This window comes from Bradyrhizobium sp. AUGA SZCCT0160, assembly GCF_018130105.1.
Classification (GTDB): domain Bacteria; phylum Pseudomonadota; class Alphaproteobacteria; order Rhizobiales; family Xanthobacteraceae; genus Bradyrhizobium.
Genome location: NZ_JAFCMD010000021.1, coordinates 109557 through 134769 on the forward strand (window position 1 = coordinate 109557; position 25213 = coordinate 134769).

Consider the following 25213-nt stretch of genomic DNA (forward strand, 5'->3'; position numbering starts at 1 on the left):
GCCACCGGCCTACATCGGTTCAACAGATGATCAACGGGAGCGAAACTTGAGACAGCCTGTGCAGTTTGCCGCGATGTGTGAGCGTCCATGAAGATCGCCCAAGGAAAATTTGTCGTGACCGGCGGCGCCAGCCTGATCGGATCGCATGTCGCGGAACAATTGCTGAGCCAGGGCGCGCGGGAAGTCGTGCTGCTCGACAACTACGCGCTGGGCAGTCCGGACACCGTCAGGTCGCTGCTGGGCGATGCTCGTGTCAAGCTCGTGCGCGGCGATATCCTGCGCATCAACGAGCTGTATGATGCCTTCGAGGGCTGCGATGGCGTGTTCGCAATCGCCGGCTTCCTGACGCTGCCGCTCAGCCAGAATCCGAGCCTTGGGCTTGCGGTCAATGTCGAGGGGCAGGTCAACATCTTCGAGGCGTGCCGCTATCGCAACGTCAAGAAGGTGGTGTTCTCGTCGTCGATCGCCGTGTACGGCGATCCGGCGCCGGGCTTGGTCGACGAGTCAGCCCCGGCGCAGCTCGCCACGTTCCAGCCCGCGACAGCGCTGTACGCGTGCACCAAGCTGATCGGCGAAAATCTCTGCCGTCTTTACAGCGCCAAGCACGGCATCCAGGGGATCGCGTTGCGATACTCGACGGTTTACGGCGAACGCCAGCACTATCGCGGCGTCAACGCGCTCTACATCATGGAGAACTACGACCGCATCATGCGCGGCGAGCCGCCAGTCATTCCGGACGACGGCAGTGAGGTGCATGACTACGTTCACGTTGCCGACGTCGCCCGCGCCAATGTGATGGCGATGGCGTCCGACATCACGGCTGAGAGCTTTACCGTCGCGTCGGGTGTTGCGACCGATCTCAACCGGGTGGTGGCGCTGTTGCTGAAGTTCACCGGCAGCGATCTCAAGCCCGTCTACAAATCGGCACCTTCGAGCGTGCGATCAAGTGTGACCAAGCAGCTCGATTTCAGCATCGCCAAGGCCGAGAAGATGCTGGGCTGGAAGCCCGAGGTTTCCATCGAGGAGGGCATCCGCCGGCTGCTGGAATGGCGCAAGGCGCAGGACACGCCGGCGAGCTGAGGGGAACGCATGTCGGAATACGAGATTCTCGCGGTCCGTTACGCCCATAATGCCGAACGGCGCACATCCGAAAATTTCCTCGGCGGCGATGCGCATGACGGGCCGATGCCGATGGATTTCTTCGTCTGGGTGCTGAAAGGCGACGGCCAGACCATCATCGTCGATACCGGATTTGACGCCGACATGGCCAAACGGCGCGCGCGCCAGATAACGCGCCCGGTTGCGGAAGGCCTGAAGGTTGCGGGCGTCGATCTTGCGGGTGTCAAGGATGTCGTGCTGACCCATATGCATTACGACCACGCGGGAAATCACGAGATCTTTCCGAACGCGCGCTATCACATCCAGGATCGCGAAATGGAATACTGCACCGGCCGGTGCATGTGCCATTCCAGTCTGCGTCACCCGTTTGAGGCTGACGATGTCACCGCGATGGTGCGCAAACTGTTCCAGGGCCGCGTCAGGTTCCACAATGGCACGAGCGAGATCGCCGACGGTGTCACGGTGCATCTGGTCGGCGGACATTCGCGCGGGCTGCAGTTCGTGCGGGTCCGAACCCGCCGCGGATGGGTAGTGCTCGCCTCGGACGCTTCACATTATTACGCGAATTTCGAACAGTACCGGCCGTTCCCGGTGGTGGTCGACGTCAGCGAGACGCTGGAAGGTTATGACGCGATGCGCCGGCAGGCGTCGTCGCTGGCGCACATCGTGCCCGGCCATGACCCGCTCGTGCTACAACGCTATCCGGCGCAGCCGGGCGGGCCGGCAGACATCATCCGTCTGGATGCCGAGCCGCTGAAATAAGGACAGGGATCGGCCATGGCAAATGCTCGACTTCGTGCGGTGTTCATGCGGGGCGGCACTTCCAAGGCGGTGATGTTCCGAAGGGACGATCTGCCTCATGACCCGAAGGCTTGGGACCCGATTTTCCTTGAAGTGATGGGTTCGCCCGATCCCAATGGCCGGCAACTCGACGGCATGGGCGGCGGCATCTCGTCGCTGTCGAAGATCTGCATCATCGGCCCGCCGAGCCGCACCGACGCCGATGTCGATTACACCTTTGCGCAGATCGGCGTGCGCGACACTTTTGTCGACTACGGCGCCAATTGCGGCAACATGTCCTCGGCCGTTGGGCCGTTCGCGCTCGACGAAGGGCTGGTGACGGCACCAGCCAATGGCGAAGCCACGGTCCGCATTCACAACACCAATACCTCGAAGATCATCGTTGCGCGCTTTCCGGTCGAGAATGGTTCGCTGGCCGCCACCGGCGACATCGAGATCGATGGCATCGCCGGGAAGGCGGCGCCGATCCGGCTGGAGTTCCTCGAGCCCGGCGGGGCGCGGACCGGCGCATTGCTGCCGACCGGAAACGCGGTTGATGATCTCGACATCGACGGCGGGGAAAGCGTGAAGGCGTCCTGCGTCGACGCCGCCAACCCCTGCGTCTTTGTTGCGGCAAGCGCGGCCGGAAAATCCGGCGACGAGCTGCCCGACGTGCTAGACAATGATGCCGCCTTCCTGCAGCGCATGGAAGCGATCCGCTGTGCGGCATCGGTCAAAATGGGGATTGCGCCGGATCTCGATCAGGCGCGGCGTATGACCGGTATTCCCAAAGTCGCGATGGTGACGGGCCCGAGATCCGGACGAACGCTGTCGGGGCGCGAGCTCGCGGCTGAAGACGCCGACATCTGGGTGCGGATGATCTCGGTCGGGCTGCCGCATCGCGCTACACCCATTACGGGAGCGATTTGCCTTGCGGTGGCGTCGCGCATTCCCGGAAGCATTCCGGCCGAACTATGCAAGGCGAACGGACCCATTCGTATCGCGCATCCATCGGGCGTCACGCTGGTCGACGCCGGCGTTTCGCCTGCCGGCTCCGGCGCGGTAAAGGCGGACTATGGCGCGGTCTATCGCAGCGCCCGTCGCCTGTTCGAAGGCAATGTGGTTTATCGAACGGCCATCGCTTAGTTGTATACAGTTGCGGGAACGCAGGTTTCCACGATTGATTGTCGTTCACGAAGGGACATACTAGAGCGTTGTCCAGCGAAGTGGACACCGGTTCGTGTCAAGAAAACGCGTCAAAACAAGAATCCAGAGCCCCGTTCCGATTCCATCGGAACGGAAAAGGCTCTAGTAAGTACAAGGGCTTGGCCGAGGAGCGAGCCGGCAGGTGTCTGTGCGGGCTCCCACGGGAGCGGTATCGAAAGGCTTTCATGAACGGCATCTTGAGCAACAAGGTCTCTGCCCAGTCGCTGGTCGATGCGCTCGCCGAGCGGATCGAGGCGGCGATCATGAGCGGGGACCTGCAGCCGGGCAGCAAGATCAGCGAGCAGGCGCTGGCCGCGTCGCTCGGCGTCAGCCGCGGTCCATTGCGCGAAGCCATCCGCCGGCTCGAAGGTCGAAAGCTGCTGCAGCGGACACCCAACATCGGCGTCCGCGTCGCAAGCCTGTCGCCGAGCGATCTGTATGAAGTGCTGCAGGTTCGCGAAGCGCTGGAAGGAATGGCATGCGGGCTCGCGGCCCAGCATATGACGGACGATGAGCTGGAGGCGCTTTCCGAGCTGCTGGATCAGCACCAGCAGCAGAAGAGCGTCCAGGAAGGCACCGGCTATTATCAGGAGTCGAAGGACTTCGATTTCCACTTCCGCATCGTCAAGGGCAGCCGCAATGCACGGCTGGTCCAGATGCTTTGCGAGGACCTCTATTATCTGCTTCGGGTCTACCGCTACAAATCGAGTACAAAGCCGGGGCGCGCCAAGCAGGCTCTGCGTGAGCACAAGGACATCGTCGCAGCGCTCATGCGTCGGGACCCCGTGGAAGCCGAACGCAAGATGCGGCTGCATATCAGCAACGCCCGCCAGTATGTCGAGGAGCAGATGAGGGAAGCGGCCGCCCGGCAAGAAGTCGCGCCGCCCGTCCGGAAGCCCAAGGCAGGTGCGGCGTGGACTGGCAAGAGCAAGGCTGCGGTTCAGTCGCGCAGATAGCCCCACGGTGAAGGACCAGCCGCGGCTTTCATCGGCCGGTTTGCTTTTGCGGCATTCCCTCGGGCGTGATCGATGTGATGATCGATGAGTCGAGGGCCTCGTATTCGTGATAGCCGATGGTCGCGTATAGTTCGGCCCGCGTTTGCATGCGATCGATCAGGCGGTGGGTGCCGCCGTCCTTGCGGATGCCGTCATACAGCTCGGCCTGCGCCTTGGCGGCCACGCGAAGCGCGCTGGCCGGCCAGATCACCATCTTGTAGCCGAGCGCCTCGAACTCGGACGCCGTCATGAACGGCGTTCGTCCAAACTCGGTCATATTGGCCAGCAGCGGCACCTTGATGGTTTCGGAAAATTTGCGGAACGCTTCCGGGTCATGCAGCGCCTCGGGGAAGATCGCGTCAGCGCCGGCTTCGACATACAGCCGTGCCCGGTTGATGGCGCTGTCGAGCCCTTCATCCGCGGCCGCATCGGTGCGGGCCACGATGTAGAGATGCCGCCGCGCCTTGGCGGCGGCGGCGATTTTGGCCGCCATATCCTCGGGCGCGATCAGCTTCTTGTCGTTGAGATGGCCGCACTTCTTCGGCAGGATCTGATCCTCGATCTGGACGGCGGCCGCGCCCGCGTCTTCGAACGCACGCACCATGTTCATCACGTTCAGCGCTTCGCCAAAGCCGGTATCGCCATCCACCAGCACGGGAAGTTGCGACGCGCGGGAAACCTGCCGGACGAAGAAGCAGACGTCGTCGATCGTGAGAATGCCGAGGTCCGGAAGCCCCATCGAGGCGGACATCGCCGCTCCCGACAGATACAGCGCTTCAAACTGCGCGGCCTTGGCCTGCAACGCGGCGAGGCCGCAATGGGCTCCGGGAATCTGCAGGATGCCGGGACGCTGCAATAGCTTCCGAAAGCGATCGCCGGCGGCCAGCGTCGGCAGGTCATTGGCGACCAGATATGTCATTTGGCTCCCGCCTGTTCTGTTTCGTTCCTGATCATATCCGTCATGCCCGCTTGCGTCGTGGCCCGAACGGGGCGGCAGGAATGTTTCCTGCATGCACGTTAAACTGTCAACAGTTGACTTTAGTCAATTCCCTAAGATAGGTTCCGCCATCCCGTCGCCCGACAGGGCCCGGACGAAGCAACAGAAAAATCGAGAGGGGTTGGCAGCGAGCTGCTCCCCGACATCAGGGAGGTAGCCATGCGTGGATTTTTGAAGGTCGCGCTCCTTTCGACGGCTTGCGCTGTTTCCTCATATTCGGCCTCGGCGCAGACGTTGAAGCTCGGCGTCCTGGCGACACTTTCCGGCGCCGGAACCGCGTGGGGATTGGCGATGCAGGGCGCGGCCGAACTCGCCGCCGAAGATGTCAACAGCAAGGGCGGGCTGGAAGTCGGCGGCAAGAAGTACAAGGTCGAGATCGTCGCCTATGACGATCATTACAAGGCGGCGGACGCGCTGACCGCGTTCAACCGCATGGTGTTCGACGACAGCATCAAGTTCGTGGTCGGGCCGCTCGGATCGGCGCCGGCGCTCGCCCTTCTTCCCGTCAGCACCGAAAACAAGGTCATCACGATGACGATGGCCTTCACCCCGAAGGCGCTGTCGGCCGAATACAAGTACAGCTTCCGTCCGGTGATCCCGTCGGACGTGTTCTCCGATCCGCAAATCAAGTGGGTGGTGCAGAAGTTGGGCGCCAAGAAGATCGGCGGCTTGTTCCCGAACGACGAGTCCGGTCAGCAGGTCGGAGCCGCCAACGAGGCTGCCTATGAGGCGGTCGGAGCCAAATTCGTCGCCAAGGAGTTCTTCGAGCGCGAGCGCGTCGATTTCGTGCCGCTGCTGACGCGCGTGCTGGCGAAGGGCATCGATGCCTTTGAACTCAACGGCAACGCGCCGCAGACCGCGGGATTGCTGGTCAAGCAGCTTCGTGAACTTGGCTTCAAGGGGCCGATCATCCGGACCGGCGGCGACGCCACCGCTGATATCCTGAAGGTTGCCGGCAAGGATGCCACCGAGAACGTCTACGTCCATCAGCCGATCAACACGGATTCCCCGGCGATCCAGGAATACACCAAGCGCTTCGAGACAAAGTACAAGACGCCGCTGAACGCCTTCAGCCCGTTCTTCTACGCCAATGTGCAGATGGTGTTCGCTGCCATGCAGAAGTCGGGAACGGTGACGGATAGCGACAAGGTACGCGAGTCGTTGCGTGGCCTGAAGGAGTTCGAAACCGTGCTCGGCAAGGTGAACTGGATCGGCGAAGCGCAGTGGAAGTCGAACCAGCAGCTCGACGCGCCATTCTACGTGGCGCTCCTCAAGGGTGGTGCCGCGCAGGTCGTGGCCAAGTGCACGCCCAAGGTCTGCGAATGAGCGTTGCAGGCATCTCCTGGAAAATTGACGCCGCTTGACGCGGGAGAACGGGTTTGGACTATTCGATACTTCTTGCGCAGGCTGTGCTGAACGGTCTCGTCATCGGCGCGATGTACATGCTGATGGCGGTCGGTTTCACGCTGGTGTTCGGGATCATGCGCGTGGTCAATTTCGCGCATGGCGAATTCTATATGCTCGGCGCCTTTACGGGATTCTTCACCTACGTCTATTGGGAGATCCCGTTCGTCGTCTGCCTTTTGATCGCGGCGCTGACGATCGGCATTCTCGGCATGCTGGTCGAGCGCACGTTGATCCAGCCGTTTCGTTCGGATGAGATGTCGGGGATGATCGCGACGCTGGCGATCTCGGTGATCATTCAGAACGGCGCCGTGCTGCTGTGGGGACCTCAGCCGAGGGCGATGCCCGATATCGTGACCGGCACGCTGGCGATCGGTCCGTTCAGTTTTCCGTGGTCGCGGCTTGTCGTCATCGCCGCGGCCGCGCTGATCTTTACCGCGTTCTGGCTTTTCATGCAGCGAACCCGGCTCGGGCGGGCGATGCGGGCGGTCGCCCAGGATACCGAGACCGCGCTGATCCAGGGCATCCGCGTCAACTACATCTATCCGCTGGCCTTCGGCATGAGCGTCGCGCTCGCGGCGCTGGCCGGGGCGCTGATGGGGCCGGTGTTCTCGGTCTCGCCCTTTGTTGGTTTGACGCCGATGCTCAAGGCCTTCGTGGTCGTCATTCTCGGCGGCCTCGGCTCGGTGCCGGGGGCCGTGGTCGGCGGCCTTTTGCTCGGCATGATCGAGAGCTTCACCGCGACGATCTTCGGGTCGCTGGTTTCGGACATTCTGCAGCTTCTGCTGGTCATTCTGATCTTGCTGGTTCGGCCGGCCGGCCTTTTGGGACAAAGGGAGGCCTGACTTGGAGGGATCATCCACCGCCACGATGGGTCGCGACGAACAGCGCCTCGCGCCGCGCCGTCGTTTGCTGCCGGGTATCACCGTGGTCGCGGCGCTCGCGGCGGCTCTCGCCCTGCCGCAACTCACGACAAACCAGTTCTACATCCATCTGGCGAACCTGATGCTGCTCAACTCGATCTTCGCGGTCAGCCTCGGGCTGATTGCGTCGGTCGGGCAGATATCGCTCGGACACGCGGCGTTCGTGGCTGCCGGCGCCTACGTCTCGGCCCTGGCCGCGCTGAGCTTCAAGCTTCCGCCCATCCTCGGCATCGTTCTGGCCGGGCTTGTGACCGGACTGGCCGCGGTGCTGCTCGGCAAGATATTGCTTCGGCTGCGTGGCGTTTATTTCGTGCTGGTCACGTTTTTGGCCGGGCAGGTCTTCACGCTGATCGTGTTGAACTGGGAAAGCGTCACTCACGGCGCCAACGGGCTGCTTGGCATTCCCGCCATATCCATTTTTGGCCTTCCGCTCTCGACCCGCCTGCGCTTCTACTATTTCGCACTCGCTGCCTTCATTATCGTCGTGACCTTCGTCTGGGCGCTGATGCGCTCGCAATACGGCCGGGCGTTTCGCTCCATCGCGGAGAATGTGCGCCTGGCAGAATCGAGTGGCATCGACGTGAGCCATTACCAGATCGTGGCCTTCGCGCTGGGTAGCGGCATCGCAGGGGCCGCCGGTGCGGCGACGGTCCACTATATCCGCTTCCTGTCGCCGGACAGTTTCACGTTCAACGACTCGATCGCGTACATCACCATGCTGGTCGTCGGCGGGCGTCACACGATGATCGGCGGCGTCCTCGGCGCGCTGTTCCTGACGCCGCTGCCGGAGCTGCTGCGCGGCTTCGTCGGCGCGCAGCACATCATCTACGGCGTGATACTGCTCTGCGTATTGCTGTTCATCCCGAACGGTCTCGTCTCGATCGGGCGATCCTTCTTCAGCAAGGGCTCGGAGACGGAGACGCCGAAATGAGCGCTGCGTTACTGGAAGTGGATGCGATCAGCCGGCGGTTCGGCGGCCTGAATGCGCTGAAGGACGTTTCGTTCTCGATCAGTGCTGGCGAGATTGTCGGACTGATCGGCCCCAACGGCGCCGGAAAGACAACCTGCTTTAATGTCGTCAGCGGGGTGATGTCGCCGTCGGCGGGCGCCATCCGCTTCGAGCAGCGCAGTATTGTCGGCAAGAAGCCGAGCGCGATCGTCAGCGAAGGATTGGTGCGGACATTTCAGGCCACGACGATCTTTCCCGAAGCCACGGTCATCGAGAATGTCATGCGTGGTGCGTTCGCGACCACGCCGGTCTCGATGCTGGGTTCGATTCTCAACACCCGCGCCGCACGTGCGGCGCTGTCGGCGACCCGAAGCCGGTGCGAGCTTCTGCTTGAACGCCTGTCGCTGCTTCAGTTCCGCCAGCGCCGCGCTGGAGAACTGTCCTATGGTGGTCAGCGTCGGCTCGGTGTTGCCATCGCGCTTGCCGCGCGCCCCAAGCTGCTGATGCTCGATGAACCGGTGGCGGGGCTAAACCCGGAAGAAGCCGCCGATTTCGGCCGGTTGATCAAGGACCTTCACAAGACCGAGAACATCTCGGTGCTGCTGGTCGAGCACCACATGCGGCTGGTGATGGGGCTGTGCGACCGGCTTGTCGTGCTGGACCACGGCGAGAAGATTGCCGAGGGAGTTCCTGCGGAAATCCGTGCCAATCGCAGCGTGATACAGGCCTATCTCGGCGCCGAGGAAGCAGCATGAGCAAAGCGCTTCAGGTACGTGACATTCACGTCGAATACGGCCATCGGGTTGCCATCTCTGGCATCAGCCTGGATGTCGCGCCGGCCCAAATCGTTTCACTCGTGGGCAGCAACGGTGCCGGCAAGACCAGCACGCTACGGGCGATCATGGGGTTGCGGTCGCCGAGCCAGGGCGAGATCAGCTTCGGCGACGTGCGAATCGACAAGATGTCGCCGCCCGACATCGTCTCGCAGGGCATCGCGTTGTCGCCGGAGGGACGGCGGGTGTTCCCGCGGATGACCGTCCACGACAATCTGCTCGTCGGCGGCTACCTGCAGCCGCAAGGCGGCAGCCTGCACGCCTCCGTCGAACGGATGTTCGGCTTCTTCCCAAAACTCAGGCAGCGTCGCGACCAGATGGCAGGCCTGCTGTCCGGCGGCGAGCAGCAGATGCTGGCGATTGCCCGGGCGCTGATGGCGGCGCCGAAGGTGCTGTTGCTGGACGAGCCGTCGCTCGGGCTCGCGCCAATCATGGTGCAGGAGATCGGCCGCTTGATCGAGACAATCAACAGGGAGCAGGGACTGTCGATCGTGCTGGTCGAGCAGAATGCCAACCTTGCGCTCCGGCTCTGCCACTACGCCTATGTGCTGGAGAACGGGCGGATTGCGCTGAGCGGTCCTGGCGCGGAACTCGCCAAGAGCGATTACGTTCAGCGCGCCTATCTCGGGGTTTAGGAGACCGTTTCGGTGGCCATAGGCCGTGGACTCATTAGCGCAGCCAAATCTGGATTGCGGCGGGTTTGAACACTGACTTCCGGGATTAACCGCTAACCGGACACGTTGCCGAGATGCCAAAATCGACGTGATTGCCCCAATAGCAAGCGACTTTGTCCAGTTGAATGTGAACCGGAACGCTAAGTACCGACACATATCTCAGGATTTCAAAGTTCGCTCAGGGAAATGGCATGAGGCCCACGGATTGGAGATTTTGGAGCGCGCTTTTTGCCGCTACGATATTCCTCGGTTATTCAGCCGCCGCTGACCAGTGCGATTCTGTGCAAGATCCCGAGGCTACGATCGGCCTGTAGCCGGAGCATCAAGTCGGGGAAACCGAAAGGGCGCGATCTGGCGGCTTATATAACAATCGCGCTGTCGCCTATCGCGCCAGGGGCGACAACCACCGCGCCATCGCCGACTTGAATGAGGCGATCCGGCTCGATCCTAAATTGGCCATGGCCTTCAACAATCGAGGTGCCGCTTACAACGAACAGGGCGACAACGACCGCGCCATCGCCGACTTCAACGAGGCGATCCGGCTCGATCCCAAGTTTGTCATGGCCTTCAACAATCGAGGCAACGCCTACAGCGACCAAGGCGACAACGACCGCGCCATCGCCGATTACAATGAGACGATCCGGCTCGATCCAAAATTCGCCAGGGCCTTCCAGAATCGAGGTAGCGCCTACCACGACAAGGGCGACAATGACCGCGCCATTGCCGATTACAATGAGGCGATCCGGCTCGAACCCAAGCACGCCAAGGCCTTCCTCGGTCGAGGTATCGCCTTCAGCGCCAAGGGCGACAACGACCGCGCTATCACCGACTTCGACGCGGCGATCCGGCTCGATCCCAAATCCTCCATGGCCTTCGACAACAGAGGTGGCGCGTATCTCGAAAAGGGCGATCTCGACCGCGCCATCGCCGACTACAGTGAGGCGATCCGGATCAATCCCGAGGATGCCGACGTCTCCAACAGTCGAGGTTTCGCTTATCGCGCCAGGGGCGACCTCGACCGCGCCATCGCCGACCACACTGAGGCTAACCGGCTCGATCCAGAATCAGTCAAGGCCTTCGTTGCTCGAGGTGTCGCTTATCACGCCAAGGGCGACCTCGAGCGCGCCATCGCCGACTACAATGAGGCGATCCGGCTCGATCCGAAATCCTCCTTGCCCTACTTTGCTCGCGGGCGTTCGTATCTTTTTACTGGCTCGGCCGAAAAGGCGCTGGCCGATCTTGACCAGGCAAGTGCGCATGCACCGGACGATGCCTATCTGGCCCTGTGGGTCGAGATCGCCAGTCAGCGAAACAATCTCCCGAGCCGCCTGGCGCAAACCAGTTCCCGGATCGACATGAACGTCTGGCCGGCGCCTATCATCAGATTGTTCATGGGCCAGATAACGCCCGCTGCCGCACTTGCTGCCGCAGACCATCGTGACGCCAGCAGGAAGAGGGGGCAGGTCTGCGAGGCGAATTTTTACAGTGGCGAGCTCTCGCTGACGAAGGGGATGAAAGACGAAGCAACCCGCCTTTTCCGTCTGGCGGCCAGCGATTGTCCGCGCAGTTTCCACGAGTGGGAGGCCGCCAACGCCGAACTGACGGCGCTCGGCGTAGTCCCATGAGCATGTGTTACACGCCAGATTTTTGATTTGACGCGTCTTCTTAACGCGAACCGATGTCCACTTCGCTGGAAAACGCTTTAGTTCACCGTCGCGCCCGATGACTGGATGATTTTTGTCCATTTCGTCGTTTCGTCGGTGAGGAATTGTCCGAACGCCGCGCCTGAAATGTTAGCCGTCTCGGCGCCGAGTTCGGTGAACCGTTTCTGCACGTCGGGCATCTTCAGGATTGCGTCGACCTCGCTCTGCAGCTTCGCAAGCACCGGTGCGTGCGTTTTCGCCGGCGCCACCAGCCCGAACCAGGCGGAGGCCTCGAAGCCGGGCACGCCGGATTCTGCGACCGTCGGCACATCGGGAAGGGCGGTCGCGCGTGTGGCGCCGGCCACGGCAATCGCCCTGATGGTCTTGGCCTGAACCTGCGGCAGCACTGCCGGGATGTTGTCGAACATCATGGGGATGTGCCCCGCGATCAGATCGTTCATGGCGGGTGCAGCGCCGCGATAGGGCAGGTGAACGATATTGATGCCGGTCATGCTCTTCAGCAATTCGCCCGCAAGATGATTGGTGGAGCCGTTGCCCGAGGATCCGAAGTTGATGGTGCCCGGCTTTGCCTTGGCGAGCGCGACGAGTTCGCCGACGTTCCTGGCTTCGACCGACGGATGCACCATAAGTACGATCGGCACCGATGCGACCAGCGCCACCGGAGCGAACGCTTTTGCCGGGTCGTAAGGCAGGCTCTTGTAGAGCGCAGCATTGATGGTGAGCGGCGGCGGCGCCGTCAGCAGCAGCGTGTGACCGTCCGGCTCCGAAGTCGCGACCGCATCCGCGCCGATATTGCCGCCGGCACCGGCGCGATTTTCGATCAGGAATGTCTGGCCGGTCCTCTCGCCAAGTTTTTGCGCCACGATGCGGGCGATGATGTCGTTGGAGCCGCCGGCAGGAAACGGCACGACGATCTTGACGGGCCGGGATGGATAATCCTGTGCCGTGGCGGTGCCACAGAACAGGAGGGCGCTGAAGGCGACAAGAAGTGCGCGACGACAGAATGGCTTCATGCGTTTCCTCTTGCCCTGCGTGAGTCCTGCTTTTGCAGGATCTTGTGGCCACGACGGATATCGTTGCAGGATCAACGTGAATGTCAACCACGCGTTGCTGATGTCCCTCAAGCGCAAGAGAACGACGATGCAACGCATCAGCCTTCGATACAACGACGAGTGGCGCCCAGCTGTTTACGCTGGCAGCGCTTCCCGGCGCGGAGTCGTTCCGATGGCGATCCCTCCCAAGATCAGCAGCATAGCGACCACCAGATCGATATGGATTGCCTCGCCGAGAATAAGCGCAGAGCTTGCGACCCCGACGACCGGTGTCGCGAGCAGCCCGAGCGATGTGACGACGGCGGGCAAGCTGCGGTTGACCGTCGCCATCGCCCAATAGGCCAATGCCGTTCCGATGATCCCGCTGAAGAGAAACAGCCCAACCAGCTGCGCATTCCATTCCAGACGCGGAACACCGTCCTTTAGAAACGCCAGCACGGAGACCACCAGCGTGGCGAGCAGCGTTTGCCAGAACCCGAGCTGGAAGGGCGTGGAAATCCAGCGGTGCGCGCGCACGTATACGATGCTGACCGCCCAGCACAGGGCAGCCAGCAGGATGCAGCCGCTGCCGGCCAGGGTGTTGGCGTCGGCCCAATTGTAGGCGAGTGGATTGAACATGAGGGCGAGGCCGGCGAGGCCAACGGCCATTCCCAGTGAACGCGATGGCGTCATTCTCTCGCCGAGGAACAGCCAGGCGGCAGGCATCACCCAAAGCGGGGTCGTGTAGCCAAGGACGATTGAACGGCCGACCGGGGCGAATTGCAGCCCGAATGCGACCAGCGCTGAAAATGCCACCATATGAAATATCGAATTGACGAAGATCACAGGCAGATCGCCGCGACGCGGCACGATCATCTCGCCCCGCGCGAACAGAAGCATCGCGAGGGCCACGGTGGCGATGGCGCAACGAATTGCCGTGATCCACAGCGGCGTGACGCTCTGCACGAGGGTCTTGGTAATCGTCCAGTTCAGGCCCCAGGCGATCACGATCACCGCGAACAGCAGGAATGCGCCGCGGCGCGACAGATGGGTCTGCATGATGATCCCTATTGGCGGATTGGGCCGCACAAACCATAACCTTGACTGGCACGATTGATAGGTCCATTTTCAAGAAAATTATGGAGCCAGTTTTGTCCAGCCTGCTCTCCGGAACGATCGATCTGAAGTTCGTCCCGCAGGATGGCGGGCGCCTGGCGCGTCAGATCTACGATCGCCTGCGCACCGCAATCCTGTCGGGCGCCTTGCCGCGAGGATACCGGCTGCCGTCCAGCCGGGTGCTGGCGGAAGATTTCGGGGTCTCGCGAAACACGGTCTCAACGGTCATCGATCAGCTGGCGGTGGAAGGCTACATCGTCGTCGCACTCGGACGCCGGCCGGTGGTCGCGGCGGTCGAGAAAATGCAGCTGGTCTCCGGTGATCAATCTCCGGATCATGAGCCTTCCGGCTTCATGCGGGTGTCCCGTTGGGCCAGGCAGGTCAGCCGGTCGGACTGGCACTTCACGAACGAAGGCGGGAGTCCGCGGCCATTTGCTCCGGGGCTCGCCGATGCCCGCGAGTTTCCCCACGAGGTGTGGGCGCGCTGTCTGCGCCGTGCGGCCCGCAGCAGGCATGCGGCGGGAATCAGGGCCAACAATCCGGCTCTTCGCGCGGCGCTGCTCAGCCATCTCGTGGAGCATCGCGGCGTCAAGGCCGACGCGCGCAGGCTGATCATTACACCGTCGGCCCAGGCGGCCATCGAATTGATCTCGCGGGTCATACTCAATGAGGGCGATCTGGCGTGGATCGAAAGCCCGGGATATGGCGGCGCTCGCGTGGCGCTCGAGGCGACCGGCGCACGGGTCAAGGGAATGACGCTGGATCGGAGCGGGTTGCGCCTGGCCGGGCGGACGGATCGTCCGCGGCTGATTTTCTGCACGCCCTCGCATCAATACCCGACGGGCCGGCTGATGCCGATCAAGCGGCGGCAGGAATTGCTGGCATTCGCCGCGGAAGCGGGCGCGGCAATCATCGAGGACGACTACGACAGCGAGTTTCATTTCGACGGCCGGCCGGTGGTCGCGTTGCAGGGTATCGATACGGCCAGCAACGTCTTCTATGTCGGGACCTTCTCGAAACCGATGCTGCCGGATATCCGCGTGGGCTACGCGATCGTGCCCGACGGCCTCGTTGAGACATTCGAGAGGATGCAGCGGCATACCGGCCAGATGGTGATGGGTGCGGTGCAGCTCGCGCTGGCGGAGTTTATCGGCGACGGCGATTTCGCAGCCCATATTCGCCGGATGACCCGCATCTATCGCGGCCGCCGTGACCGGCTGACACATGCGCTGGCTTCAGCGGCCGGAAGCAAGCTCACGATCACGCCGCCAGCCGGCGGCATGCAGCTTCTCGCCCGGCTGGAACCGGGATCGGATGACTGCCGTCTCGTGGCCGATCTGGCCAGGGTTGGCGTTACGGCGCGGCCGCTTTCCCGTCACTTCACTGGAAAGGCCGCCGAGCACGGGCTGTTCCTTGGGTTCGCCGCCTGGAATGAAACCGAAATCGATGCCGGTGCCGAACTTATCGGCAAGACGATCGCAAGGAATCCCCGCGGGCGATGATTCAGGCCGCTGGCCGGAAATGCCCGGGTGAACGTTTGGTATCGCGCCGGATCAGGCGGCGAAGGGTGGACGGCTCCGCATAGCCTACTTGCCGGGAAATTTGTTCGACCGACAGGCGCGTGGTCTCAAGCAGGGTTCTTGCGGTCTCAAGGCGGATGCGTTGAATGAACTGAATGGGCGAAACGCCGCATGTCGCCGCGATGCGCCGGGCAAAGGTGCGCGGCGCGAGTGCGACGGCCTCGGCGAGTTCCTCGATCGCAAAATCGCGCGCGATATTTTCCCGCACCCATTTTTCCGCCCTGGCGATTTTCGGGTCCTGGCTCGCCAGATAATTGATCGCCATGAACGGCACCTGGGAGCGCCGTTCATCCAGCAGCAGATAATTGGCGCAGGCGCTGGCCAGCTTCGGTCCGGCAAACTTGCCGACAATGGCAAGCATCAAATCCATCTGCGCCATCGCCGCGCCGCCGGTCGCAATCGGCCAATCGGGCACGACGATCCGATCGGTCACTAACTCGACCCTGGGATAGCGGCGCTGAAACAGCGGTGCCAGCCACCATGTCGTGGTCGCCCGCCGGCCGTCCAGCAATCCGGTTTCCGCGAGCAGGAACGTACTTGCGCACGCCGCGGCGAGCACGGCGCCGGCTTCGAACGATTGAATCAGCATGTCGCAAGCACGCCGGCAGGCCGGGCTCTTCAGTTTCGCGTCGAGTTCGTCTGCTGACGCAACTCCGAGGCCAAGACCCGGGACAATGACGAGGTCGGCGCCACGCAGCCTTTCTCGCTTCCGGCGCGGGCCCAAGCGCACCGTCGTGACATCGAACGCCAAAGTGCGTCTGGCCTTCTTGCTGATCTGGTTGGCCGTCGCCATCACGTCATGGGTGATGGCGGCGCCGGAAGCCAGGCAGCCCTCGATTTCAACGACCGTCACCCTGGTCATGTCCAAAAATACCCGATTAATGTCATTTTTGACACTAGGCAATCCGGCGCCGAATCGCAATGATCGGCATCAAGGCTGACGCGGCGTCGTCAAATCCGGCGGCGCCGATCGTTGCGCGCGCAGGGAGTGACGCCAAATGCCAAAGCGATCCATGAAGCAGGATGACCCGCTCGAGGATTTCGAGCGCCGCGAGATTGCACTCGACGGTGTCAGCAAGGCTATACATGTGGCCGGCAGCGGTCCTGCGGTCATCGTGATGACGGAGATGCCGGGCATCAGCCCTTACGTCGCGCGTTTCGCCCGCTGGGTTCGCGACGCCGGGTTCACGGTCTACATGCCTTCACTGTTCGGCCGCGACGGCGCTGTTCCCAACGTGGAAGAGGGCACCGCCGTGTTTCAACGCGCCTGCGTGAGCGCCGAGTTTCGGGCCTTGGCTGCCAACCAGTCAAGCCCGGTGACGAAGTGGCTGCGGTCGCTGGCGAGATTTGCGCATGGGGAGTGCGGCGGTCCCGGCGTCGGCGCCATCGGGATGTGTTTTACCGGAAATTTCGCGCTGACGATGATGCTGGAGCCGTCGATGCTGGCGCCGGTCCTGTCCCAGCCGTCGCTGCCGCTGAACGATCCGGCCGGCATCGAAATCGCGCCGGACGAAATCAAGGCGGTGCGCGAACGGCTCGATCGGGAAGATCTGACCGTGCTGGCCTATCGCTTCGAGGGCGACAAGTTTTGCATGGCGCAACGCTTTGCGGCCTATCAGGAGGCGCTTGGCGACCGCTTCATCGGCCGGGTGCTTCCCGACAATGCGGCGAACACCGATGTTCCCGAGTTCTTCGAGCGCTACGTCACGACGCCGCACAGTGTCGTGACCGCTCACCTGATCGACGAGGCCGGCCAGCCGACCATCGCAGCCCGCGACGAGATTTTGGGGTTTTTCAAGCAGCGTCTGGCGCCCTGACGCGCCAGCGCCGCACAACTGCCGCGAGGTCAAGGGAGGATCCAGCAACAGGACTCCGTCGACCAGCCCGTCAATTTGCATCAGGCTGACGCGTCTGCGTAAAGTCACGCACCTCAAGTCGGCAGGATGCAATTGCAGCTTGTCATCAGGCATTGTGAGAATTCATGAGCGCTGAAATCAAACCCTATCGCATCTCGGTCGGCGCCGATGTACTCGACGATCTGAAGTCGCGGTTGCGGAACACGCGCTGGCCGGAGGCCGAACTGGTCAACGACTGGAGCCAGGGAGCGCCATTGAAATGGATCAAGGATATTTGCGGATACTGGGCCGATGAATATGACTGGCGCGCCCGCGAGGCGCGCCTCAATCGCTTTACGCAGTTTACGACCGAAATCGACGGGCTCGACATTCACTTCCTGCATGTCCGCTCGCCGCATCCGCAGGCGATGCCGCTGATCATCACCCATGGCTGGCCGGGCTCCGTGGTCGAGTTCCACAAGGTGATCGAGCCGCTCACCAACCCGACCGCCTACGGCGGCAGCGCCGCCGACGCGTTTCACGTCGTTTGCCCGTCATTGCCCGGCTTCGGCTTTTCGGCCAAACCCACCACGACAGGTTGGGGCGTGGATCGCATTGCCTCCGCCTGGGCAGTGCTGATGGACCGTCTTGGCTATGCGCGTTACGGCGCGCAAGGCGGTGACTGGGGCTCGGCGGTGACCACCGCGCTGGGCGCGCAGGATGGCGAACATTGCGCCGGCATTCACATCACGCTGGCGATGTCGGCGCGCCCCAACGTGGACGGACAGCCGACGCCGGAGGAGGCGCGGGCGCTGCAGGGCATCAAATACTATGCCGACTGGGATTCCGGCTATTCCAAGCAGCAATCGACCCGGCCGCAAACCCTGGGCTATGGGCTGACGGATTCGCCGAGCGGCCAGGCGGCGTGGATCCTCGAGAAATTCTGGGCCTGGACCGATTGCGACGGGCACCCCGAGAACATCCTCGGCCGCGACGAACTGCTCGACAATGTCATGCTGTATTGGGTGACGGCGACCGCGGCCTCATCAGCGCGCCTCTATTGGGAGAGTTTTGGGCCGAAACGCCGGACGCCCCACAAGGTCACGATCCCGAGCGGGGTTGCCGTGTTTCCCAAGGAGATCGTCACACCGGTGCGGCGGTGGATGGAAGGAAGCTATACCGATATCCGGCACTGGCGCGAAATGCCGAAAGGCGGTCACTTCGCTGCCTTCGAGCAGCCCGAGCTGTTTGTGCGCGAGGTGCGGGACTTCTTCGGGACGTTGCGCCAGCCTATGGCGCGTTGATCCGATCGTTCAGAGATACCAGGCGAGGACGGCCTTGAGCTGGGCGTTCTCGATCACCGGCAGCACGACGATCTGATTCATCCCGGCCGCACGCGCCGCCTGCGCCGCAACTGACTCATCGACCTTCAGATGCTCGTTGATCGCCGGCATGCCCGTCGCCCAGGCTCCACCGATACTGCCTTCGCCTTTGCCGATGCTCTTTGACGCGTAGATCGATTCAAGCTCGGTATTCTTGCTGCAATCGCCGGAATGAAAGACCAGTGCCGATCGCGATGGATTGGGCACCCAGATTTCAAAACGCTTGGCGATCGGGGTCGCCTGCGCGGACAGGAACGTCATCACCCAGGTTCTTTCAGGTGACGTCGTGTAGGGAATGCCGACACCGCAATTGATGCCGATTTCGGAGGCTTCTTCCCAGCGCAGGAAGCGCTTGGAATTGTGCAGGTCCTTGATGATCAGCGGCATGCCGGCTTTCCAGGTCCGTCCGGGCAGGCCAAAGCCCCGCGGAAACCTGGTGTGCCGTGAATTGAACTCGAACATGTCGGCCGTGCCGTAATAGCCGTCGACAAGCCCCATTTCGTGGCTGACGTCGGCATCATTGTGCCAGAGCTCGATGGCGCCGACGTGCTTCTCGTCGTCGCCGCAGAACAGCACCATGACAGCCATCAGGAATTCACCGGCGAACACCGGCAGCGCCACGCCACAGGTCAGCCCGGCTTCGATCGCCTCGTCGGTCCTTTTGAAGTAGGAGTTGGCAAATTTGGTAAGAATGACCGGATGACCGGAGGCCCAGGCCTTGCCGGGCAACCCTTCGTCGTAGGCGAACAGCGCGTTTTCGCTGACGGCCTTGAACTCCGAATACTCCTCGCTGCAAAGACTGCCGCCGAATTCCAGTCGCGTGCGGGTCCGGTCCGGTACCCACAGTTCAACCACTCGAATGAACGTCTTCATCGGGACGCACCTATCGCCTCATCGACGACCAGCATCCGCGATTTAGCGACGGTATGTGCGATCAAATTACAGGCAACGCCCGCCCAAAGTTCGTGCGGTGTTCAATGGGCCGGAACGACGTCTCAGTTGCGATAGGATGGATCGGCACGGTCAAGCTTGCGCAACAGCGCTGGCCAGGCGAGATCGCCGTTGCGCGCACCCCGGCCTGGCTTCGGCTGCATACGCTCGTATGTATCTTCGAGGATGTCCTTTGGCGGGTAAACCAGCTTGGTATTGCAGGACAGCGCCATGACCTGAACCTGACAAGCTCGCTCAAGGCGGAACAACACATTGAAGGCTGCCGGAACGGTGCGGCCTACGACGAGCAGGCCGTGATTGCGCAGGATCATGGCTTCATGATCGCCAAGGTCTCGCACCAGCCGCGCGCGCTCGTCGACGTTATCGGCAATGCCCTCAAAATCATGATAGGCGATGTGGAGGAACCGCATTGAAGTTTGCGCCAGCGGGAGCAGCCCGCATTCCATGGCCGAGACGGCCATACCGGCCGGTGTGTGCGTATGCGCCACGCAATCCATGTCGTGCTTGGCCATATGGATGGCGCTGTGAATGACGAAGCCGGCTACGTTGACGTCGTAGTCCGACGCATTAAGAATCGTGTTGCCGTTGACATCGACCTTGATCAGGCTGGAAGCGTCGATTTCTTCGTACAGCATGCCGTATGCGTTGATCAGGAACTGGTCCGTAGTTCCCGGCACCCGGCAGGAGATGTGGTTGGCAACCATCTCGGTCATCCCGTACATCGCCGTCAGGCGATAACAGGCTGCCAGATCCACTCGTGCCTGCCATTCCTCCGCACTGACCTGCTCGCGAACCGATCTCACGACCTTGATGGCAGGCGAACTCACGGGGGGACTCATGGCGTTTCTCCACTGGGCGGAATTTACTGGGTCGGGCAGCGCCCGATAATTCAGGCGCACGATAGCTGCAGAACTCGCTGCGCCGCAAGGCAAGCCATGCCGGTTTATTGCAGGTCTGACGGGCGAAATCCGAATGCGCCGGTTGGCGCAAATCCGCCTCGATGCCAGTATCGCCTGTCCGGCGTTCAGGCTTGGGACGATCGAGGGAGTACCATGACTGAAGGCCGCTATCGGCTGATTGGATCGACGGCGTCGCCTTACGCCATCAAGCTGCGCGCACTGCTGCGCTATCGCCGAATTCCCTTCGACTGGGTCATCATGACCAAGGCGCTGCGCAAGGCGACCGAACATCTGCGGCCGAACCTGATCCCGGTGCTGCAGTATCCTGACGGCACGTTCCGCGGCGAAACCACGACATTGGCCTCCGACCTGGAGCGGCGTCACCAGGAGAGGTCCGTCATCCCCGACGACAAGGCGGTCGCATTCGTGTGCGACCTGCTGGAAGACCTTGCCGACGAATGGGCGGTCAAGCCGTTGTTTCTGTATCGATGGTGGGATCCGGAGGATCAGGCGTATGTCTCGCGCTGGGCCGGCGAAGAGTGGTCGGTGTCGGAGGCTGCGACCGGCAGCCCCGAGGAAATCGAGCAGTTCCGCCAGCGGCAGATTTCACGGATGGTCATTCTCGGTGCGACTACGGAGAACAAGCCGCTGCTCGAGGAAAGCTACTTACGAATGCTTGCGGCGTTCGAGTCGCATGTCGGCATGACCAGCTATCTGTTCGGCAGCCGGCCGTCGCTTGCCGATTTCGCCTGGTTCGGCCAGCTCAGCGAAATGGCGACCGACCCGACGCCGATGCGGATCATGCGCGAGAAGGCGCCGTTCACTGATCATTGGGTACGGCGGCTGGACGACGCTTCCGGTGTAGAGGGCGAATGGTATCCGCGAGAGCAGGCGCTGGGCGGAATGGCGGAGGCGCTGTTAAGAGTTGCTGGCGAGCTCTATTTGCCGTTCCTGGTCGCAAACGCGGACGCCTTTGCGAAAGGTATAGGCCGGCTGGAGATCAACGTCTGGGGTCTGCCCTATGCGCTGGCACCGTTCAAATATCAGGTGAAGTGCCTGCAACAGCTTCGCGAAAAATTTGCTGCACTCGATGCTGAAGATCGCGCCGCGCTACGACCGGTGCTGGAGCGTACCGGATGCTGGTCTCATTTGATGGCTTCTTGAGAGCCTGATTACCGCGAAAGTCGTCATGCCCGGACTTGACCCGGGCATCCACGTCTTTTCAGGTTGACAGCAAGGAAGACGTGGATGGCCGGGACATAGGCGAGCGGAAGCGACGCCGTCCTTTGGACGGCTATGCCCGGCCATGACGAAAAGCGAGTTGATCTCAGCCTCCTGAGAAGCTCAATCCTTCGGGAAATCCTTGCGCATCGCAATTTCGGCGGCGTCACCAGGTGACAGCACATTGCCGTCGAATGCCGGCTGGCGTTCGGTGACGATGTCGTAGAGCGAAATCTGCTTGATCGGCTTAGCCATCAATTGCCGGATGCAGTCCGCCAATGTTCCGTTGTAAACGAGATACGGCGTCTTGCTGGTGACCCGCTCATTCCTGAGCGAGGGCCACTTTTTCAGGTCGGCAGGCGCATCATAAGCGATCGGGAGGCTTTCTTTGAACATGCCCCGGTCCCGGCGTTTCCAGCACCGGGCAGGCTAGCCAAAGATGGTAAACAGATTGAAAACAACAGCCGGGCAGGCTCACTTGCGGTGCCGGCTGCCCAGTGCGGCTGCGATCGAGTCAGGGTGCTTGATGCGCTCGATCAACAGGTCGATGCGGTCGCCGCCCCAGAACAGTTCGCCGTTGAACACCATGGTCGGTACGCCGAACACGCCGAGTTCCTCCGCCTCGCCGATGATGCGGTCATGTTCGGCCCGAGCCGGACCGTGGACGTAGGCTTTGAATTCCTCGGCCGAACCGCCAACGGATGCAATCACGCCGGCAATATCCGACAGTTCGTCGATTTCGAGATCATGGCTCCAGAAGCGCCGGAACACCGTGTCGTGGTAGGAACGAAACAGGCCATGACGCTGCGCGAACAGCATGCCGGCGCTGGCATAGAAGGCATCATAGATGCGCCGCGGGCCCTTCATGATGAGGCCCTGCGCATTGGCATAGCGCCGCGCATCCATGTAGGCGTAACGCACCTTGCGCCAGAAATGCGGCGTACGCTCTTCCACGGTGCCCATGAATTCAGCGACCCGTAGCGTATAGGGCAACCATTCCAGCTCGACGCCGTGTTCGTCCTCGAGCTCGAACAGCCGCTTGTTGGCAACGAAGGCGTAGGGGCTCTTATAGTCGGTGTAGATGCGTACGCGCGGTTTCGCCATCGCCGTTCCCTGTCCCGATCGGGCAATTGTTTCCGATCCGGACGACGGAAGCAATCTGCGGGACCTTATTGATTGCTGAAGGGTGATTGATTGCTGAAGGGTGTCATCGAGGCAAACGAATGGGGAGACAAACGAATGGGCCCCGGTGCATCTAAGGCATCGCGGGGCCCTACATCTTCGTTATAGGCGAAGGATTTCTGGTACACACCAGTACATTTTCAGTATCGAGAAGCGCGTGGCCTTTGCGCTCCGATCCTGCCGATATGTTTGGATTTTTAGAGCGGCGCAACAGGGTTAGCAGCTGCTGTTCACCCAATTGCGTCGAGACCTTGCCGTCGAGCAAGGTCACTGGCTTGAGCCGGTGGCGTCATGCTCCTCTCCAAGAGTGGGCCGACGGACTTATGTCCGCATCCGCTGCTTGCAGTTCGATCACATGATCGGTCGCCAATTCCTGCGAAGCGGGGAGCCGAACGCTCCGTTCACCCCGACAGGTGCAGCATGACAAATGCTGCGGCAGATATCGTCAGGTGTCAAGTTTATGCTGCGAAAAATCGCACTTGGGTTCCCGTGCATACGCCCGCCGAATGGAAGATGGTTCCGCTCTCGATCGCCATTAAAGCGATGAACTCACGCCTTGGTCTGGTGATACTGGTTGAAGTCGGGATCATGAGTCATCGCCCAGTAATCGACGAACCGCCACGGCATCGCCGAGAACACGCGGCCCTGACTGTTGCGATAGTAAGTCGTCATGCCCGGATGAGACCAGATCAACTGCTCATGTTCGGCGTCGACCTTTTCAATGTACTGATCGTGCACATCGCGGCGAACATCGATCGCGGCGATGTCGCGTTCGATCATCTCGACTAGGCAGGCACTGATATAGCGGCTCTGGCACTCCGACTGGAAGATCACGCTGCCGCCATGCGCGGGCCCGGAGTTGGGGCCGAGCATGACAAAGAAGTTCGGAAAGTCAGGCACGGTGAGCCCGAGATAGGCGGTCGGATTATCGTGGGCCCAGGCCCGCCTGAGGTCCTTGCCGTCACGGCCGGTGATGTTGAGGCGCGCTGCCATCTCGGTGACCTTGAAGCCGGTCGAGATCACGATGATGTCAGCCGGCCGCGATTTGCCGTCCGACGCGACAATGCCGTCACTTGTGAAATGGTCGATGCTGTCGGTGACCAGTTCGACATTCGGTTTTGTCAGCGTCTTGAACCAGTTGTTGTCCAGCAGGATGCGCTTGCCGTAGGGCGGATAAGTCGGCACGCATTTTTCAATCAGGTCGGGACGGTCTTTGAGTTCGGACAGGATAAAATCCGTCAACTCCTCGCGGTGGCGGTCGTTGCCCTTGTTTACGGCGCGCTCGGGATGCGGCCAGTTCGGATCCTTGCGCAGGAACGGCAGCAGGCCGTCGCCGTAGCGCCAAAACATGTTGAAGCGGTACCACTGCACATAGAACGGCAGGTGGGCGAGCAGCCATTGCGCACCGTCGCTGATCGGGTCGGAATAGCCTGCGACCGGCCGCGCCCATTGCGCGGTCCGTTGATAGACGGTCAGCGATGCCACCCGGTCGGCGATCGACGGCACCAGTTGCATCGCGGTGGCGCCGGTCCCGATGACAGCGACATGCTTGCCGTCGAGCTTGATTTCGTCCGACCATAGCGCTGAATGCAGCGTCTGCCCTTTGAAATCTTCCTCGCCCTTGAAATGCGCGGGCGATGGGTCGTTGAGCTGGCCGATCGCGCTGACAAGGGTCGTCGATTCAAAGATCTCCTCTCCGTCAGCCGTCTTCAGCGTCGAAATCCAGCGCCGCTTGTTCTCATCCCAGCGCGCAGACGTCAGTTCGGTGTTGAGGCGGAGGTGTTTTCGAATGTCGTATTCGAGCGCGACCTTCTTGAGATAGTCGAGCAATTCCTGACGCTGGGCGAAGTAGCGCGTCCATGGATTTCTCGCGCCGAACGAGAAGGAATAGGAGTGGTTCGGCGTATCGACGCCGCAACCGGGGTAACGATTGACATACCAGGTACCGCCGAGTTCCGCGTTCTTCTCGACGATGGTGTAGGGAATGCCGAGGCGGCCCAGCGCGACGCCAAGCGCGATGGCGCAGACGCCGGCGCCGACAATCAGCACACGCTGCTGCGCCAGCTTGTCGTCGGCCGGAGCTTTGCTCCAGCTGATGTCGCGGGGGATAAAGCCCATTTCCTCGCGCATCAGCGGCGCATATTCCGGCGTGACGTTTTCGCCGAGCGTCGCGCGCATCATCTTCAGCATCAATTCGTCGCCGGGGTCCGATATCACAGGCTTCGGCTCACCATTGGCGAACAGCTTCACGACAGCCGCGCGAATTTCGTCCTGCACTTCGCGGGGCAAGCCGGCCTCGGGATCGGGGATCAGGCGAACGTCGCGACGCGGCTTGTACGGCGGCTCTAGCCAGCGTTCATCGCCGGTCATGTGGACCAGCACCATCAGCAGCACGCGGATATCGCCTTCGGCGATGGCTGATGCGAGATCGAGTTTCTGGCGGGGCATTTCGATGTTCATGCTGGTATCCTT

Annotated in this window: 22 protein-coding genes and 1 pseudogene; 14 read left to right on the top strand and 9 right to left on the bottom strand. The window is 61.8% G+C overall.

Annotated features, from left to right (window positions below; translation table 11 throughout):
* Window positions 1-87: 87 nt before the first annotated feature.
* From JQ558_RS28330 to JQ558_RS28345, 4 genes are all read left to right on the top strand, one after another.
* A complete protein-coding gene (locus JQ558_RS28330; protein WP_212295840.1) occupies window positions 88-1080 on the top strand; it encodes an NAD-dependent epimerase/dehydratase family protein in 993 nt (330 codons plus the stop codon).
* A gap of 9 nt (window positions 1081-1089) precedes the next feature.
* On the top strand, window positions 1090-1881 hold the full coding sequence (locus tag JQ558_RS28335) for an N-acyl homoserine lactonase family protein (RefSeq protein ID WP_212295841.1): 792 nt from the start codon (window positions 1090-1092) through the stop codon (window positions 1879-1881).
* Between the two features lie 15 nt (window positions 1882-1896).
* Window positions 1897-3045 (top strand): 2-methylaconitate cis-trans isomerase PrpF family protein, encoded by a 1149-nt coding sequence (locus tag JQ558_RS28340; protein WP_212211137.1) that lies wholly within the window; start codon window positions 1897-1899, stop codon window positions 3043-3045.
* A 245-nt stretch (window positions 3046-3290) separates the two neighbouring features.
* Window positions 3291-4061, top strand: a complete 771-nt coding sequence (locus tag JQ558_RS28345; protein WP_212211139.1) for a GntR family transcriptional regulator — start codon at window positions 3291-3293, stop codon at window positions 4059-4061.
* Between the two features lie 28 nt (window positions 4062-4089).
* Here JQ558_RS28345 and prpB read toward each other — a convergent pair whose 3' ends face one another.
* Window positions 4090-5019: a methylisocitrate lyase gene (gene prpB, locus JQ558_RS28350; protein ID WP_212295842.1), complete on the bottom strand. Its 930-nt coding sequence runs from the start codon at window positions 5017-5019 to the stop codon at window positions 4090-4092.
* A 237-nt stretch (window positions 5020-5256) separates the two neighbouring features.
* Between prpB and JQ558_RS28355 the strand changes: the two genes are divergently transcribed.
* The 6 genes and pseudogenes from JQ558_RS28355 to JQ558_RS38410 form a co-directional block, all read left to right on the top strand.
* Window positions 5257-6423, top strand: a complete 1167-nt coding sequence (locus JQ558_RS28355) for an ABC transporter substrate-binding protein (protein WP_212295843.1) — start codon at window positions 5257-5259, stop codon at window positions 6421-6423.
* A 53-nt stretch (window positions 6424-6476) separates the two neighbouring features.
* Window positions 6477-7346, top strand: coding sequence for a branched-chain amino acid ABC transporter permease (locus tag JQ558_RS28360; RefSeq protein WP_212263876.1), 870 nt, complete (start codon window positions 6477-6479; stop codon window positions 7344-7346).
* A 1-nt stretch (window position 7347) separates the two neighbouring features.
* A complete protein-coding gene (locus JQ558_RS28365; protein WP_212295844.1) occupies window positions 7348-8355 on the top strand; it encodes a branched-chain amino acid ABC transporter permease in 1008 nt (335 codons plus the stop codon).
* Window positions 8352-9128, top strand: a complete 777-nt coding sequence (locus JQ558_RS28370; protein WP_212295845.1) for an ABC transporter ATP-binding protein — start codon at window positions 8352-8354, stop codon at window positions 9126-9128. Before JQ558_RS28365 ends, JQ558_RS28370 begins: the two co-directional genes overlap by 4 nt.
* Window positions 9125-9841, top strand: a complete 717-nt coding sequence (locus tag JQ558_RS28375; RefSeq protein WP_212211157.1) for an ABC transporter ATP-binding protein — start codon at window positions 9125-9127, stop codon at window positions 9839-9841. Before JQ558_RS28370 ends, JQ558_RS28375 begins: the two co-directional genes overlap by 4 nt.
* 410 nt (window positions 9842-10251) lie before the next feature.
* A pseudogene (locus tag JQ558_RS38410) lies at window positions 10252-11505 on the top strand (tetratricopeptide repeat protein); the annotation flags it as partial.
* Between the two features lie 77 nt (window positions 11506-11582).
* Here JQ558_RS38410 and JQ558_RS28385 read toward each other — a convergent pair.
* Both JQ558_RS28385 and JQ558_RS28390 read right to left on the bottom strand, forming a co-directional pair.
* Window positions 11583-12557 (bottom strand): tripartite tricarboxylate transporter substrate binding protein, encoded by a 975-nt coding sequence (locus JQ558_RS28385; protein ID WP_212295847.1) that lies wholly within the window; start codon window positions 12555-12557, stop codon window positions 11583-11585.
* A 174-nt stretch (window positions 12558-12731) separates the two neighbouring features.
* Window positions 12732-13634: a DMT family transporter gene (locus JQ558_RS28390; protein WP_212295848.1), complete on the bottom strand. Its 903-nt coding sequence runs from the start codon at window positions 13632-13634 to the stop codon at window positions 12732-12734.
* Window positions 13635-13726: 92 nt separating this feature from the next.
* Here JQ558_RS28390 and JQ558_RS28395 point away from each other — a divergent pair, with 92 nt between their 5' ends.
* Window positions 13727-15193, top strand: a complete 1467-nt coding sequence (locus JQ558_RS28395) for a PLP-dependent aminotransferase family protein (protein WP_249142676.1) — start codon at window positions 13727-13729, stop codon at window positions 15191-15193.
* A 1-nt stretch (window position 15194) separates the two neighbouring features.
* Here the strand turns inward: JQ558_RS28395 and JQ558_RS28400 are convergent, their stop codons facing one another.
* A complete protein-coding gene (locus JQ558_RS28400; protein ID WP_212295850.1) occupies window positions 15195-16133 on the bottom strand; it encodes a GlxA family transcriptional regulator in 939 nt (312 codons plus the stop codon).
* 136 nt (window positions 16134-16269) lie between these two features.
* Here JQ558_RS28400 and JQ558_RS28405 point away from each other — a divergent pair, with 136 nt between their 5' ends.
* Together JQ558_RS28405 and JQ558_RS28410 are read left to right on the top strand one after the other, a co-directional pair.
* Window positions 16270-17088, top strand: a complete 819-nt coding sequence (locus JQ558_RS28405) for a dienelactone hydrolase family protein (RefSeq protein ID WP_212295851.1) — start codon at window positions 16270-16272, stop codon at window positions 17086-17088.
* Window positions 17089-17252: 164 nt separating this feature from the next.
* Entirely contained in the window at window positions 17253-18410 is a 1158-nt protein-coding gene (locus tag JQ558_RS28410) for an epoxide hydrolase family protein (protein WP_212295852.1), read from the top strand.
* Between the two features lie 9 nt (window positions 18411-18419).
* Here JQ558_RS28410 and JQ558_RS28415 read toward each other — a convergent pair whose 3' ends face one another.
* Window positions 18420-19361, bottom strand: a complete 942-nt coding sequence (locus tag JQ558_RS28415) for a GAF domain-containing protein (protein ID WP_212211168.1) — start codon at window positions 19359-19361, stop codon at window positions 18420-18422.
* A gap of 122 nt (window positions 19362-19483) precedes the next feature.
* Complete coding sequence (locus tag JQ558_RS28420; RefSeq protein WP_212272101.1) at window positions 19484-20278, bottom strand: class II aldolase/adducin family protein; 795 nt, start codon at window positions 20276-20278, stop codon at window positions 19484-19486.
* A gap of 213 nt (window positions 20279-20491) precedes the next feature.
* Between JQ558_RS28420 and JQ558_RS28425 the strand changes: the two genes are divergently transcribed.
* Entirely contained in the window at window positions 20492-21502 is a 1011-nt protein-coding gene (locus JQ558_RS28425; protein ID WP_212295853.1) for a glutathione S-transferase N-terminal domain-containing protein, read from the top strand.
* A gap of 180 nt (window positions 21503-21682) precedes the next feature.
* On the opposite strand, the gene JQ558_RS28430 is transcribed toward JQ558_RS28425, so the two are convergent.
* The 3 genes from JQ558_RS28430 to JQ558_RS28440 form a co-directional block, all read right to left on the bottom strand.
* Window positions 21683-21955, bottom strand: a complete 273-nt coding sequence (locus JQ558_RS28430) for a hypothetical protein (RefSeq protein WP_212295854.1) — start codon at window positions 21953-21955, stop codon at window positions 21683-21685.
* 78 nt (window positions 21956-22033) lie between these two features.
* Complete coding sequence (locus JQ558_RS28435; protein WP_212295855.1) at window positions 22034-22663, bottom strand: 2-hydroxychromene-2-carboxylate isomerase; 630 nt, start codon at window positions 22661-22663, stop codon at window positions 22034-22036.
* Window positions 22664-23290: 627 nt separating this feature from the next.
* Window positions 23291-25201, bottom strand: coding sequence for an NAD(P)/FAD-dependent oxidoreductase (locus JQ558_RS28440; RefSeq protein ID WP_212295856.1), 1911 nt, complete (start codon window positions 25199-25201; stop codon window positions 23291-23293).
* Window positions 25202-25213: the final 12 nt, after the last annotated feature.

Excerpts from the sequence above, each read along its gene's own strand:
- JQ558_RS28440 (WP_212295856.1), bottom strand. The coding sequence starts at position 25,201 with ATGAACATCGAAATGCCCCGCCAGAAACTCGATCTCGCATCAGCCATC.
- JQ558_RS28435 (WP_212295855.1), bottom strand. The coding sequence starts at position 22,663 with ATGGCGAAACCGCGCGTACGCATCTACACCGACTATAAGAGCCCCTAC.
- JQ558_RS28335 (WP_212295841.1), top strand. The coding sequence starts at position 1,090 with ATGTCGGAATACGAGATTCTCGCGGTCCGTTACGCCCATAATGCCGAA.
- JQ558_RS28400 (WP_212295850.1), bottom strand. The coding sequence starts at position 16,133 with ATGACCAGGGTGACGGTCGTTGAAATCGAGGGCTGCCTGGCTTCCGGC.
- JQ558_RS28370 (WP_212295845.1), top strand. The coding sequence starts at position 8,352 with ATGAGCGCTGCGTTACTGGAAGTGGATGCGATCAGCCGGCGGTTCGGC.
- JQ558_RS28330 (WP_212295840.1), top strand. The coding sequence starts at position 88 with ATGAAGATCGCCCAAGGAAAATTTGTCGTGACCGGCGGCGCCAGCCTG.
- JQ558_RS28385 (WP_212295847.1), bottom strand. The coding sequence starts at position 12,557 with ATGAAGCCATTCTGTCGTCGCGCACTTCTTGTCGCCTTCAGCGCCCTC.
- JQ558_RS28375 (WP_212211157.1), top strand. The coding sequence starts at position 9,125 with ATGAGCAAAGCGCTTCAGGTACGTGACATTCACGTCGAATACGGCCAT.
- JQ558_RS28410 (WP_212295852.1), top strand. The coding sequence starts at position 17,253 with ATGAGCGCTGAAATCAAACCCTATCGCATCTCGGTCGGCGCCGATGTA.
- prpB (WP_212295842.1), bottom strand. The coding sequence starts at position 5,019 with ATGACATATCTGGTCGCCAATGACCTGCCGACGCTGGCCGCCGGCGAT.
- JQ558_RS28355 (WP_212295843.1), top strand. The coding sequence starts at position 5,257 with ATGCGTGGATTTTTGAAGGTCGCGCTCCTTTCGACGGCTTGCGCTGTT.
- JQ558_RS28390 (WP_212295848.1), bottom strand. The coding sequence starts at position 13,634 with ATGCAGACCCATCTGTCGCGCCGCGGCGCATTCCTGCTGTTCGCGGTG.
- JQ558_RS28405 (WP_212295851.1), top strand. The coding sequence starts at position 16,270 with ATGCCAAAGCGATCCATGAAGCAGGATGACCCGCTCGAGGATTTCGAG.
- JQ558_RS28430 (WP_212295854.1), bottom strand. The coding sequence starts at position 21,955 with ATGTTCAAAGAAAGCCTCCCGATCGCTTATGATGCGCCTGCCGACCTG.
- JQ558_RS28415 (WP_212211168.1), bottom strand. The coding sequence starts at position 19,361 with ATGAAGACGTTCATTCGAGTGGTTGAACTGTGGGTACCGGACCGGACC.
- JQ558_RS28340 (WP_212211137.1), top strand. The coding sequence starts at position 1,897 with ATGGCAAATGCTCGACTTCGTGCGGTGTTCATGCGGGGCGGCACTTCC.
- JQ558_RS28425 (WP_212295853.1), top strand. The coding sequence starts at position 20,492 with ATGACTGAAGGCCGCTATCGGCTGATTGGATCGACGGCGTCGCCTTAC.
- JQ558_RS28420 (WP_212272101.1), bottom strand. The coding sequence starts at position 20,278 with ATGAGTCCCCCCGTGAGTTCGCCTGCCATCAAGGTCGTGAGATCGGTT.
- JQ558_RS28345 (WP_212211139.1), top strand. The coding sequence starts at position 3,291 with ATGAACGGCATCTTGAGCAACAAGGTCTCTGCCCAGTCGCTGGTCGAT.